Below are 12,634 nucleotides of genomic sequence, written 5' to 3' on the forward strand. Positions count from 1 at the left end.
TGATTGCAGTATGCGTGTCGGGTATGGGCCCGGCTATATGGCATTGGTGATAGACGACGAAGGACGCGCGGCGCGCCGGCTACTACCTGTCCAGGCACTCGATATGAGGGTGGCGCTGCGCACCTGCGCTACGAACTGGAAACATAAGCTGTACTGCCTATATCGCTGATCCGTTATCCACCAACCTTGCGACACAACCGGCGTTTGATCTGACGGTTCCCGTCTCATCCTCTTCTGGACAATTTTTGCAAAAAGCACAATGATGTTTTGAGCAATGAGCTCACTTCATGGGATCGGTTCCAGTCTAATATCCGCTGGGCCTTTCATGCTGTGCTGTGCGTAGCGCTGGGCCAGGCCGGACTTCGGACTCGTCTATAGTCCGCTGAAAACCGTCGACTGAGAGCGAGCCAAAATTGATCAATAAGAACCTGGTGCCAATGAAGCCAGTGAACGGCGAAGAGCTTGAGTATTCGTCTGCCGACAGCATGTCGCGCCGGACGATGCTCAAGACGCTTGCGATCGCCGCGCAACTTGCGTTTCTGTCGCCCGTTGCCGCATTCGCGCAGCCATCGGTTCGGGAGACGGACTTCCTCGCGCTATCCAAAGCGCTCACCGGCCACGGGTCGATGAATCCAATCGTTGGCAAGCGTTTATATGCCGCGCTTATCGCGAGTGATAGTACTTTCGCCGACCGTGCAGCCAGGCTGACGGGACTGATGCAAGCAGGGCAGACGCCGCAGCAGTTGCTCGCGCGGGCGAGTGGGGCAGGTCTGCGGGAAACGGTGCAGGCGATCGTCGCCGGCTGGTACACGGGGACCGTCACGCACGGCAACCAGTCGCAGTTGATTGCTTACGACGACGCGCTGATGTACAGCACGGTTAGCGATGGCCTCACCGTGCCGACGTACTGCTCGAACGGTCCGCTATGGTGGTCGAAAGCGCCGCCCGCTGCCGGCGTAGTCACGCCCGCCGAGGCCGCTAAAGCGCGTCTCGCACCGGCGCCTGCGCCCGTCACGAACAAGCAGGCCTGAAGATGAGAACGCCCACCATTTCTGCTAATGGCGATGTCGCCGCGGATGTCGTCATCGTCGGTTCCGGCGTGGTCGGCGCGCTCATGGCCGACCAGCTGGTTCGCCAGGGGTATTCGGTTGTGATTCTCGAGGCGGGCTTGCGCATCGAGCGTGCAACCGCGGTCGAGAATTGGCGCAACATGCCGTTCCCGAATCGGGTCGGCTCGGATTTTCAAGGTCTTTATCCGCAGGCGAAGGCCGCGCCCGCGCCGCTGTATTTCCCTCCCAACGACTACGTAGCCTTGAGCGGCCCGAGCGGAGGAAGTTTCAAGCAAGGCTACCTGCGCACGGTGGGCGGCACCACGTGGCACTGGGCCGCGTCATGCTGGCGCCATCTGCCGGTGGATTTCCGCATGAAGTCGACCTATGGTGTCGGCCGCGATTGGCCGATTTCCTACGACGACCTCGAACCCTACTACTGCCGCGCTGAAGAAGAACTCGGCGTTGCGGGTCCGAACGACCCGTCGCGTCAGTCGCCGACTGAACGCAGCCGTCCCTACCCAATGGACATGGTGCCGTGGGCATACGGCGATACGCGCTTTGCTGAAGTCGTCAATGCATACGGCTATCACTCGATTCCGATTCCGCAGGCGCGCAGCACGCGGCCATGGAACGGCCGGCCAACCTGTTGCGGCAACAACAATTGTCAACCGATCTGTCCGATTGGTGCGATGTATAACGGCATCCATCACGTGCAAAGCGCGGAGCATCGCGGCGCCAGGGTGCTCGCGGAGTCGGTCGTCTACAAGATCGATACCGACGAACGCAATAACGTCACCGCTGTGCATTTCTACGACGCGAAGCGTCAATCTCATGAAGCCAAAGGGCGTGCGTTTGTGCTCGCATGCAACGGTATCGAGACACCGCGCCTGTTGCTGCTCGCCGCGAATGCGCGCAATCCGAACGGGATTGCGAACGCGTCCGACCAGGTGGGGCGGAACATGATGGATCACTCGGGCTTTCACTGCACGTTCCTCGCCAACGAGCCGCTATGGTTCGGCCGAGGGCCCGCGCAGAGCAGTTGCATCGTCGGTCCACGCGACGGTGCGTTCCGCTCGAAGTATTCGTCGAACAAGATGATCCTGAATAACATCTCGCGCGTGGGGCCGGCCACCGATCAGGCGCTCAAGCTTGGCCTCGTAGGCAAGGAGCTCGATGACGAAATTCGCCGTCGCGCGATTTTCGGTGTCGATCTGTCGATCAGTCTCGAACCGCTGCCCGATCCGAACAACCGTCTTACGTTGAGCAAGACGCGGCGCGATCCACTCGGACTTGCCTGTCCCGACATCCACTACGACGTTGGCGACTACGTGCGCGACGGCGCAACCGCGGCGCATGCGCAACTCGAACATATCGGCAAGCTGTTCGGCGCGGTGGAGTTCGAGATCACGACGAGCCTGAACGCGAATAACCACATCATGGGCGGCACGATCATGGGTTCCGATCCGAAAGACTCGGTGGTCGACGGCGACTGCCGCGCTCACGATCACGCGAACCTGTGGTTGCCGGGCGGCGGCGCGATGGCCTCGGCCTCGGTGGTGAACACGACGTTGTCGATGGTGGCGCTCGGCATCAAGGCTGCTGATTCGATCCAGAAGACCTTGCGGCAGGCCTGAGATGAATCAGCGATTCTTCAGCATTTGCCATAGTTTCGACTCGGCGGCGAAAAATAGCCGCGCGCTGATCGCATGTGCGGCGCTGGGTCTGGCGGGTACCGTGGGGACTCACGCCACGACAGCCATGGCACAGCAGGTCGCCAATTCGGTGACGCCGGCGCCCGCGCCGAAAAGTGAAGCAGCGCTCATAAAGCAGGGGCGTTTGCTTGCGATCGCATCGGACTGCATGGCCTGCCATACGGTCACCGACAAAGGCCGTGAGTTTGCGGGCGGCTACGGCATCGTCTCGCCGATGGGGACGATCTATTCGACCAACATCACGCCATCCAGACGCGCGGGCATCGGCAACTATACCGAAGCGCAATTCGCCCGCGCGTTGCGCGAGGGCGTTCGAGCCGATGGCGCGCATCTCTATCCGGCGATGCCGTACACCGCCTACACGGGCATGACCGATCGGGACGTGCACGCCCTTTACACCTACTTCATGAAGGGCGTCGAGCCGGTCGACGAGGTCCCGCCGCAGACCGCGTTGCCGTTTCCATTCAGCATCCGGCAGTCGATGATCGTCTGGAACCTGCTGTTCCTGAAAGACCGCCGCTTTGCGGTGGACCCGCAAAAGAGCGAGGAATGGAATCGTGGCGCCTATCTGACCAATGTGCTTGCGCATTGCAGCGCATGCCATACGCCACGCAATATGCTGATGGCCGAGGATCTGGACCGGGGCTTTAGCGGTGCGCAACTCGGTCCGTGGTACGCACCGAACATTACGTCCGATCCAGTAAGCGGAATCGGTGCATGGAGCGATGCGGAAATCGTCGACTATCTGAAGACCGGGCACGTTATCGGCAAGAACCAGGCGGCCGGCGGCATGGCCGAAGCGGTCCAGAACAGTCTGCAGTTTCTGTCCGCCGACGATCTGCACTCTATTGCGGTCTACCTGAAGAGCACGGCGCCGATCCGAACATCAGGCGAGAGCCGGCCGGCATTTGGCATCGCCGGGCGCGGCGGCGATGAGGCGTTGCTGCGTGGCACGTCAAGCCAGAATAACGTCGAAGCACCACGTTCCGGTGCTGCGCTTTTTAGCGGCTACTGCGCGAGTTGCCATCGTCCGGACGGCGCGGGCAGCACAGACCAGAGCTATCCCTCGCTGTTCCACAACACGGCGACCGGTGGCCTGAATCCGTCGAATCTGATCGCCGCGATTCTGCACGGCGTCGATCGCAAGGTTGGTGACCAGCATGTGCTGATGCCGAATTTCGGTGACGATTCCTTTGTTCAGCCGCTGACCGACGAACAGATTGCCGCGATCTCGAACTACGTACTGCAACGCTTCGGCAATTCGAATTTGACTGTCTCGGCGAATGACGTCGCCGTGGCGCGCAAGGGCGGTCAATTGCCGTTTCTCGCATGGGTGCAGCCGTTCCTCCCGGTCGCCGGCATTGCAGTGCTCGTCATACTGGCGATCGGGTTTCTATGGGGCAAGCGGCGCAGCCGTCGCCTGACGGCACAATCTTCGCGATAAGCCCTGCGGGGCTTATCGGATCGCTGCGATCAGGAATGTTGAGTGATTGGCCGGTTGAGCGGCTTGATCGGCGTGTCAGCAGCGTCACGCAAATCGTCGAGATCACGGCCGCGTGTTTCCGGTGTGAAGTAGGTTGTCACCACGCCGATCAGGCTGAGAATGGCGACGTAACTGGCAAGCGGAATCCACGCCAGAATCGTGCCCTCGTGTCCACCCCAGTGCAGCGTCGCCCAGGCGATCATGGACGCGCCGACGAGCGGCGCCACGCCGCCTGCGATGACGGCCGACACTTCGCGTCCCACCGCCACGCCGGCATAGCGATGCTGCGCGCCAAAGAGTTCCGGCAGCAGTGCGCCCTGCGTCGCGAACATGCCCCAGACGCCGGCCAACGCGACGCACAACATCGCAATGCTCGCCGTGGCATTGCCGAGGCTCAGCACCCACCAGGTCGGATAGGCCAGCAGCAATTGATAGACAGCGAAGGCGCGATAGACGGGGATGCGCCCGAACCGGTCGCTCGCCATGCCCGCCAGCGGAATGATGATCGCCCCCGAGGCGCCGGCGAGCAGCAGGGCGATCGGGCCGATCTGGCCTTTGAGACCGGTTGCGGTTGCGATATAGCTGATCGCGAGCGACTGATAGATCGACGAGCCGCCGTTCTCGGCCATGCGCAAGCCGATGACCTTGAGAAGCGTCGGCTTCGAATGCTGGATGAGATGCCTCAACGGATTCTCGTTGACCTCGCTGCGCGCTTCGAGTTTGGTAAACGACGGCGACTCCTTGAGCTTCAGCCGGATCCAGATCGCCACCGCAATGATCACAATGCTCAACAGGAACGGCACGCGCCACAGCCAGCTTTGCGAAAGATCCTCGACGCGGACCAGCGCGAAGTAGATCGCCGCCGCCATCACGGTGCCGAGCAGCACGCCCATGAACGGCAACGCAGCGAAATAGCCGCGACGTTTGGCCGGGGCGTACTCGGCCATCAACACGGCAGCGCCTGCCTGTTCAGCGCCGGCGCCCAGGCCCTGCAGCAGGCGGCACCCTACGAGCAGTATCGGCGCCCAGATGCCTGCGGAGGCATAGGTGGGCAAAAAGCCGATGAGCGTGCTCGCGATGCCCATCAGCAGGATCGTCGCCATCAGGACGAACTTGCGCCCATAACGGTCGCCGAGCGTGCCGAAGATGATGCCGCCCACCGGCCGGATGGCGAAGCCCAGAAAGTACGCGCCGAAGCTCGCGATCAGTCCGATGGCCGGCGTGCTCGACGGAAAGAAGAGCGGCCCGAAGATCAGCGCCGAGGCGAGGTTGTACAGCGCGAAGTCATAGTATTCGAGCGCGCTGCCGAGCGACGCCGCCCACGCGGCGCGATACAGGTCGGCGTTCGTGACTTCGTGCTTGCCGGCGCCGGAGCCGGCGGCATGGCCGGTGTCGCGCGGGTCTATCGCAACGGTGTGCTGATGTTTCATCTTGTCGTCTCCTCCAATCGGGATGCCATGCAGGTCATTTCACTCATGACCTGAACGGTTCGCTAGCCCACGCGTGCAATCTCGTCGAGCAGAGCCGTGCTCATCGTCTCGAGCGGCGCGGGTTTGCCTGTGTACAGTTCGATCTGGCCGCAGAATTGATGCAGCAGCATCCGCGTGCCATCGACGACGCGGCACCCAAGCTCTTCGGCTTCGCGAATCAGCCTGGTGCGCACGGGGATAAACGCTGCGTCCATCACGAACAGATGCGGCGCAAGTTGTTCGGGCTTCAGCGGATTGACGTCGGGCGCACGGAAACCGGCAGCCGTCGCGTTGACCACACCGTCAAAACCGGCCGCAGCGAAATCATTCAGATCGCCGCCGAAAGCGAGACCGAAGTGGCGGGCCAGTTCTTCGCCACGCGACGCGGTGCGGTTGAACACGGTGAGCTCCGCGCCGGCGCGCTGCACGCCCCAGGCGATCGCGCGCGCCGCGCCGCCCGCGCCGAGCAGCGCGATGCGGCGCCCCGGCAGCGAGGTCACTTCCTCGAGCGCACGCACGGCGCCCATGCAGTCGGTGTTGTAGCCGGTCAGGTGGCCGTCGCGATTGTCGATCGTGTTGACTGCGCCGATTTCGCGCGCCGTTTCGTCGAGTGCGTCGAGGTAGGGAATCACGGCCTGTTTGTGCGGCATCGTCACATTCAGGCCGCGAATGCCAAGCGTGCGCATCGCGTTTATCGCGCCGGCAATATCCTCCACACCGAAGCTCACGAAGGTGTAGTCGACGCCTAGCGCCCGATAAGCCGCGTTGTGCACCTTGACGTTGAACGTAAACGGCTGGCCGGCGAGCGAGCCGCATAGCGTCGGAATCGAGTGAGGCATGAAGGGCATGGACTGTTTCCGTGTGGTATTCAGTTGACGATGATCAGCGCGGGGTTGTACGAAGCGACGAAGGGCCGCCCGTTAGCGCGATGCGCTGTCCGGTGTCCTGCAAATGGCCGCCGTTCACCGCGAACATGGCGAGCTGCTTCTCGACGTTGAACTGCACGATCAGATGCTTGCTGTCAGCGGTAAACACGATGCCTTGCGCGGCTTCTCCACCCGGCGCCTCGGACATCTTCACGGCCTGGCCGTTGCGGATCGCGAAGAGCAGAACTTTGCCGCGCGCATGGCGTCCGGGGTTGTCCGGTGTGAGGTTCGAGCCGTCCATGGCCTGTACGCCGATCCATTTGCCGTCGGGCGAGATCGCCACGCCTTCGGGCAACGAGGGCACCGTGATGTGTTGAACCGCGCGGAACGGCTCGTGCGATATGTCGATGAGCGTGATGGTGTCGGCATCCCCCGCGAGTTTGCCGGCGTAGGCGGGCAGGCCGGAGAGGCCGACGTCGCTCACGACGGCCCATTTGCCGTCGCTCGATACGTCGACGGTGTAGGGCGCCACGCCGCTTGACAGGCGCACGCCGCTATCGGTGACGTGGCCGTCCGCGATGTTCAGCACGGCAACGCCTTGCTCGTCGCGCTGTGCCACTAGCGCATGCTTGCCGTCGTGCGTGAAGCTCACACCGGCCAGACGCTTCTGGCCGATCTTTAGCGTATCCACCGGCGTCACGCGGTTTCCGTCGATGCTGAGCACCACCACGCTGCCGTCGACGCACGCAACGAGCGCCAGCTTGCCGCTACGGTCGATGGCGATGCCCTGCGGATGGCTGCCGATCTCGAGCCGGCTAACGGCGGGCGGCGATGCCCGCAGATCGATCACCTGAACAAAGGAATCCATCAGCAGCTTGCCGGCGGCCTGATCGTAGCGGGTGGGCGCGCCGACCAGCGCTACGGCGGCGTCCGGCGTGACCGCAACTGCTTGCGGTGGTCCCTGGATGCCGTTCTCTACCTCGACCTGAACCTTGACCTGCGGCGGAAATTGGCTGGCGTCGAGGAGCGTGAGCGTGTCGGGTTGAGGATTGGCCGGGTAGGTGTCGCGTCCCTCGACGCGCTGATACTTGCCGTCGTTGCCCGAGACGATCCAGTCCGCGGCGTGCGCGGCGCATGCCGCGAAGGCGATTGTCAAACCGGCGAGCGTCTGCGCGCCGCGCGTCCGGTTCGATATGAATGAATGCATGTCGATGTCTCCGATCTTGTGTTTTATGGCGTGCTGCCGTGGTGGACGGCGTCTCTCAGGCCCTCAGGCTGCGCCGCGCATCCAATGATGCGCCACGGTTGCCTCGAATGCCCACCAGTTCAACGCAAGTGCAGCAAACGCGCCAATAGTCTTTCATGACGTTGTTATCATGATTCGTGATGACAAGCGCCCGCTTGCGGAGAGACACCATGGAATTGAAGCATCTGCGCGCCTTCGTGGCGCTGGCTGAAGAGCTGCATTTCGGCCGCGCGGCGCAGCGCCTATGTATCGTGCAGCCTGCGCTGAGCATGCAGATCAAGGCACTGGAAGAGGAACTGGAGGTGCGGCTCTTCGAGCGCGACCGGCACAAAGTCGCATTGACCGACACCGGGCGGCTCTTTCTGCCCGAAGCGCGCGCCACGCTTCATCAGGCGACGCGCGCGGAGCAGACCGCGAGGCTTTCCGCGCGCGGGGAGATTGGCGTGCTGCGCATTGCGTTCGTGTCGTCGGTCCTGCCCAAGCTGCTGCCCGATCTGATCCGCAGCATGCACGCGCGCTATCCGCTCATCACGCTGGAGTTGAAGGACCTGCCGACGCCGGACCAGATCGCGGCCCTGCATGACAACAAGCTCGACTTCGGCCTGCTGCGCATGCCCGTGAGCGGCTCAGGACTCGAAACGCGCGTCGTGCTCGAAGAATCGTTCGTGGTGGCGGTGCCCGAAGATCACGCACTAGCCACAAAGCCCCTGATTCATCCGACTGACCTGAGCGGCTCGCCCGCTTTCGTGCTCTCGCGGCGATACGCGCCCGGTTTCTATGACGAGATGCTCGTCGCGTTGACCCAGCAGGGCGCGGTGCTCGACATCGCTCAGGAACTGGGCGAATTCCCCACCATGCTGGCGCTGGTGGCGGCAGGGCTCGGCATCGGCGTCATTCCGGCCGAGGCGGCGCTGGCTTTGCCGCCCAAGGTCGTGGCGCGTCCGCTCGATCTTCCTGGTCACCGGACCGGAATCGGTCTTGCGTATACGCGGCTCGATAGTCCGGCAAAACGGGCGCTCTTCGAAGTGATGGAGCATTGTGCCAGCGATGCACGGGAGAACTGAGTTCGGGTGTCCACGCACTAAAGCCACTCAACCCTCGAGCAACGCTTGCGCGAGCCCTCCCAGCCGACGGACGCCGTCTTCGATGCGATGGTCCCACGCATGCCCGGCGCTCAGCCTGAGGCAGTTGCGAAAGCGCCGGCTTGCGGAGAAGACGTCACCAGGCGCGAAGCAAATGCCTTGTTCGAGTGCTTCGTCGAAGAGCGCGCGCGAGTCGAAGCGCCTCGGCAGTTCCAGCCAGAGCATGAAGCCGCCTGCCGGCCGGCTCACTTTTGTGTCGGTCGGGAAGCTTGTCTCGATCGCACGCGTCATGCGCCCGAGGTTCTCTTCGAAGATGCGCCGCACGCCGCGCAAGTGTGCATCGTATGCGCCGCTCTCCAGAAAGTCCGCGAGCGCGACCTGAGGCAGAACAGGGCAGCAGAGGCTGAACGCCAGTTTGCGTTCCATCACCTGCTGTGCGTAAGCACCCGCCACGATCCATCCGACCCGGTACCCGGGTGCGAGGCTCTTCGAAAACGAGCTGCAGTAGATCGTATTGGCGCCGCCGTCGAGCGCGATGAACGGCTTGGGCCGTTCGCGACTGAAGTGGATATCGCCATAGACGTCGTCTTCGATCAGCGGTACGGCATGCCGTGCGAGCAGCGCAAGGAGCGAGCGCTTGTCGGCTTCGGCCATCGCGCAGCCTAGCGGGTTGTTGAAATTCGACGACAGTACGCAGGCGGCCACCGGTTCCGTATCGAGCAGGCGGGCGAGCGCGTCGACGTCGATGCCGCGCGTCGGGTCGGTGGGCAGCTCGAAGGCCTTCATGCCCAGCACTTCGAGAGTATGGAGGAGGCCAAAGTAAGTGGGCGATTCGATCGCAATCGAATCGCCCCGTTTGGCGACAGCGGTCAGCGCGAGCGTCAATGCCTCGGTGCAGCCGTTCGTGATGAGCAGGTCGTCGGGCGACAGCGCATGTCCGAAGTGCATCGCCCGTTTCGCGATTTCGCGGCGCAGGCGCGGGTCGCCTTGCGGCGCGCAATAGATGTTGTAGCGCGTGCCGTGTTGACGTGCGGCACGCGCGAGCGCGAGGTCGAGCCGCTTCGACTGCAGCAGCGCCGCGTCGGGTACGGCGCAGCCGAGCGGCACCAGCGCCGGATTCGATACGTGCTCGAGCAGTCCCGCGACCGCGCCGCTGATCGACACGGTCGACGCTTTCGCGCGCGGCCGCGAGATCGATGGCAACGCGAGCGCGCCGCGGCGCGAGCCCGCGACGTAAAAGCCTGACTGCGGCCGCGCGACCAGAATGCCGCGATCTTCGAGCAGGCGATACGCCTGTAACACCGTGGAGATGCTGATGCTGTGCTGTTCGCTGACGGCGCGCACGGATGGCAGACGCGTGCCCGCCGCGAGCGCGCCATTGTCGATCATGCCGACGATGAGCTCAGCCAGGCGCTCGTAGCGGTACGGAGTGGGCGTGTCCATGTCCATGGAAGGGCTCATAACAGTGTAATCGGTGTAATCCACGATTATCGACCCGGCGCCGCGGCTCGCCAAGAGGAATTGTGATGGTCAATTTTGCGGAAAATTGTGACTGTTATGGTCGACCGGTGGGCGCTACGATGCAGGCGTTGCGATCGCGTCTGAAGGAGCCGGGGTGCTGCGTACAGCGATAAATGCTGTCGGAACCAGGCTGGAACGGCTGTCTGGCTGCTTGCAACGGATCGTCTGACAAACAATTCACAGCAAACGCAAGGCAAAAGCATGCAGGGTATTCAACAGAACGTCGACGGACGACAGCAGGCCGACCTCAGCGAATCGGATCTAGAGGCGTGGCGCGGGCGATTTCCTCGCAACGAGATCATTTCACTTCTCAATGTGAACCGGCCGTTCAACCTGGCGGAGAGCACGTCGCAGGACTTGACGCTCGGCGAACTGCTGTCTCTGCCGGGTCTCGAGGATATCCGCAATCTGAAGCTCGGCTATGGCACATCAGCCGGTTCGGTCGCGCTTCGCGAGGCAATTGCCGAGGGCTGCAGGGTTCCAGCCGAGCAGATCATCACGACACAAGGTACCGCGCTGGGTCTGTTTCTTCTCGCTTTCGAAGTTTGCCGGTCCGGCGACGAAGCAGTCCTCGCGACCCCCTGCTTTCCGCCGAGCCGTGATTGCCTGCTCGGCGCCGGCGTTAGCGTCCGCGAGATCAAGCTGTCATTCGAGCATGGCTATCGGCTAGACCTGGAGCAGATCGAGGCAAATGTGTCGCCGAAAACGAAGCTGGTCAGTATCGCTTCGCCACAGAATCCGGCGGGTATCCAGACGTCCCGTGCCGACGTCGAGAAGCTCCTTGTCCTGATGGAAAAGCGCGCTCCTGACGCGATACTTTTCATCGACGAGACCTATCGGGAGGCTACCTATGGCGACCATGCGGCGCTCGAAAGTTTCGCGGGACTCGATCCACGTATCGTCACTGGCGCGTCGGTGTCGAAGGCGCTCGGCGCGCCAGGCTTGCGCACGGGTTGGCTCACGGTGGCGAACTCGGATCTGCGGGAGCGTCTGGCCGTCGCCAAAATGAACACCGTGATCTCGGGATCGGTTCTTGACGAGACGCTCGCCGCAGCGCTTCTGCGCAACAGGGAAGGCGTGCTCGCACCGCGGCGCCGCTTGCTCGCCGCGGCGCTTCAGGAACTGGCGCTTTGGTGCGAGAGCGAGCGCGAGCGCATCGAGTGGGTGCGTCCTGACGCCGGCGCGTTGTGCTGCCTGCGCCTGCGTGCCGACGCATTCGACGACATTGCTGTCGCGCGTTTCTGGGATCTGCTGCCGGGTCATGATTTGCAACTCGCATCCGGCGCGTGGTTTGGCGAAAGCAGCCGTGTATTCCGGCTGGGTTTTGGCTACCTGCCGCCCGCGCGTCTCGGACCCGCACTGTCGGCACTTTCAACGGTCATGGACGCCGCTACGGCGTGACTTGTCGGCATAGGCTGGAGTGAATCGCCACGCCCAAGGGCGGGCGACCGGAATCTTAACTACTGGACTTGTGGAGCACAGCTATGAAAGTAAGAATCGCATATCTCGAGGAACCGCCGTTCTACTGGACGGGTGAAGATCATTCGGCGACGGGCGCCGACATCGAACTGGCCGAGGTGGTGCTTCGGGCGATCGGTGTGACCTCCATCGAACATCAGTTGACCTCGTTCGAAGAACTTCTGCCTGGTGTGCAGGAAGGCCGGTGGGACATGAACGTACCCATTTTTGTGACCGCTGAGCGCGCCGAGCGCGTTGCGTTCAGCGTGCCGGTCTGGGCGCTGGGCGACGGCTTCCTGCTTTGTCAGGGCAATCCGAAAGCGCTGACGAGCTATGCGGCCGTTGCAGCGCGCAACGACGCGCGGCTTGGAATCGTCGCCGGGACGGTTCAGCTCGACTCTGCAAAGTCGGTCGGCGTGAGGGATAGCCAGATAGTGGCGTTCAAGGGCCAAACCGAAGCGATCGACGCGCTGCTTGCGGGAAAAATCGACGCCTACGCGAGTACGGCAGTGGGCAGCCGTGTCCTAGCCAGCGCCAATCAGGAACTGGAAGTGGTGGCGCACGAAACGAGCAAGGATGGCAGAGCGCCTGTCGGCGCGTTCTCGTTCAGCAAGAACAATCCTGACCTTCTGCGGGCGGTGAATGAGCAACTTCGCAAGTACCTCGGTTCGGCTGATCACCGCGCCCGCATGGCGAAGTATGGTCTTACACAGACGGAGCTCGACAGCGTCAGCGCAACCTGAAC

General features: G+C 62.9%; 10 protein-coding genes. 6 read left to right on the forward strand and 4 right to left on the reverse strand.

The window, feature by feature from the left end; genetic code table 11:
- The first annotated feature begins 437 nt into the window (after nucleotides 1-437).
- Genes KHO30_RS13155 through KHO30_RS13165 form a run of 3 tightly spaced genes read left to right on the forward strand, consistent with a single transcriptional unit; the run spans nucleotide 438 to nucleotide 4,208 of the window.
- On the forward strand, nucleotides 438-1,031 hold the full coding sequence (locus KHO30_RS13155) for a sugar dehydrogenase complex small subunit (protein ID WP_211701228.1): 594 nt from the start codon (nucleotides 438-440) through the stop codon (nucleotides 1,029-1,031).
- 2 nt (nucleotides 1,032-1,033) lie between these two features.
- Nucleotides 1,034-2,686, forward strand: coding sequence for a GMC family oxidoreductase (locus KHO30_RS13160; protein WP_200651994.1), 1,653 nt, complete (start codon nucleotides 1,034-1,036; stop codon nucleotides 2,684-2,686).
- A gap of 1 nt (nucleotide 2,687) precedes the next feature.
- Nucleotides 2,688-4,208: a cytochrome c gene (locus tag KHO30_RS13165; protein WP_234487729.1), complete on the forward strand. Its 1,521-nt coding sequence runs from the start codon at nucleotides 2,688-2,690 to the stop codon at nucleotides 4,206-4,208.
- Nucleotides 4,209-4,237: 29 nt separating this feature from the next.
- Here the strand turns inward: KHO30_RS13165 and KHO30_RS13170 are convergent, their stop codons facing one another.
- The 3 genes from KHO30_RS13170 to KHO30_RS13180 all read right to left on the reverse strand — a co-directional run bounded on the left by KHO30_RS13170 (nucleotide 4,238) and on the right by KHO30_RS13180 (nucleotide 7,789).
- Nucleotides 4,238-5,677, reverse strand: coding sequence for an MFS transporter (locus KHO30_RS13170; RefSeq protein ID WP_200651993.1), 1,440 nt, complete (start codon nucleotides 5,675-5,677; stop codon nucleotides 4,238-4,240).
- A gap of 62 nt (nucleotides 5,678-5,739) precedes the next feature.
- The gene (gene aroE, locus KHO30_RS13175; RefSeq protein WP_234486638.1) at nucleotides 5,740-6,564 is read right to left on the reverse strand and encodes a shikimate dehydrogenase; all 825 of its coding nucleotides are present in this window, start codon (nucleotides 6,562-6,564) and stop codon (nucleotides 5,740-5,742) included.
- Between the two features lie 34 nt (nucleotides 6,565-6,598).
- A complete protein-coding gene (locus KHO30_RS13180) occupies nucleotides 6,599-7,789 on the reverse strand; it encodes a YncE family protein (RefSeq protein WP_211701229.1) in 1,191 nt (396 codons plus the stop codon).
- A gap of 209 nt (nucleotides 7,790-7,998) precedes the next feature.
- Here KHO30_RS13180 and KHO30_RS13185 point away from each other — a divergent pair, with 209 nt between their 5' ends.
- A complete protein-coding gene (locus KHO30_RS13185; RefSeq protein WP_211701230.1) occupies nucleotides 7,999-8,892 on the forward strand; it encodes a LysR family transcriptional regulator in 894 nt (297 codons plus the stop codon).
- A gap of 27 nt (nucleotides 8,893-8,919) precedes the next feature.
- On the opposite strand, the gene KHO30_RS13190 is transcribed toward KHO30_RS13185, so the two are convergent.
- Nucleotides 8,920-10,359 carry an aminotransferase-like domain-containing protein gene (locus KHO30_RS13190; protein WP_244864022.1) on the reverse strand — a complete coding sequence of 480 codons (1,440 nt, stop codon included), beginning with the start codon at nucleotides 10,357-10,359 and terminating at the stop codon, nucleotides 8,920-8,922.
- A 273-nt stretch (nucleotides 10,360-10,632) separates the two neighbouring features.
- Between KHO30_RS13190 and KHO30_RS13195 the strand changes: the two genes are divergently transcribed.
- Together KHO30_RS13195 and KHO30_RS13200 are read left to right on the forward strand one after the other, a co-directional pair.
- Nucleotides 10,633-11,832: a pyridoxal phosphate-dependent aminotransferase gene (locus KHO30_RS13195; RefSeq protein ID WP_211701231.1), complete on the forward strand. Its 1,200-nt coding sequence runs from the start codon at nucleotides 10,633-10,635 to the stop codon at nucleotides 11,830-11,832.
- Nucleotides 11,833-11,915: 83 nt separating this feature from the next.
- On the forward strand, nucleotides 11,916-12,632 hold the full coding sequence (locus tag KHO30_RS13200) for a transporter substrate-binding domain-containing protein (RefSeq protein WP_211701232.1): 717 nt from the start codon (nucleotides 11,916-11,918) through the stop codon (nucleotides 12,630-12,632).
- Nucleotides 12,633-12,634 lie beyond the last annotated feature (2 nt).

This window comes from Paraburkholderia aspalathi (assembly GCF_905220735.1).
GTDB lineage: Bacteria > Pseudomonadota > Gammaproteobacteria > Burkholderiales > Burkholderiaceae > Paraburkholderia > Paraburkholderia aspalathi.

Coding starts and splice junctions, on each gene's coding strand:
- KHO30_RS13155 (WP_211701228.1), top strand. CDS start 438: ATGAAGCCAGTGAACGGCGAAGAGCTTGAGTATTCGTCTGCCGACAGC.
- KHO30_RS13160 (WP_200651994.1), top strand. CDS start 1,034: ATGAGAACGCCCACCATTTCTGCTAATGGCGATGTCGCCGCGGATGTC.
- KHO30_RS13165 (WP_234487729.1), top strand. CDS start 2,688: ATGAATCAGCGATTCTTCAGCATTTGCCATAGTTTCGACTCGGCGGCG.
- KHO30_RS13170 (WP_200651993.1), bottom strand. CDS start 5,677: ATGAAACATCAGCACACCGTTGCGATAGACCCGCGCGACACCGGCCAT.
- aroE (WP_234486638.1), bottom strand. CDS start 6,564: ATGCCCTTCATGCCTCACTCGATTCCGACGCTATGCGGCTCGCTCGCC.
- KHO30_RS13180 (WP_211701229.1), bottom strand. CDS start 7,789: ATGCATTCATTCATATCGAACCGGACGCGCGGCGCGCAGACGCTCGCC.
- KHO30_RS13185 (WP_211701230.1), top strand. CDS start 7,999: ATGGAATTGAAGCATCTGCGCGCCTTCGTGGCGCTGGCTGAAGAGCTG.
- KHO30_RS13190 (WP_244864022.1), bottom strand. CDS start 10,359: ATGGACATGGACACGCCCACTCCGTACCGCTACGAGCGCCTGGCTGAG.
- KHO30_RS13195 (WP_211701231.1), top strand. CDS start 10,633: ATGCAGGGTATTCAACAGAACGTCGACGGACGACAGCAGGCCGACCTC.
- KHO30_RS13200 (WP_211701232.1), top strand. CDS start 11,916: ATGAAAGTAAGAATCGCATATCTCGAGGAACCGCCGTTCTACTGGACG.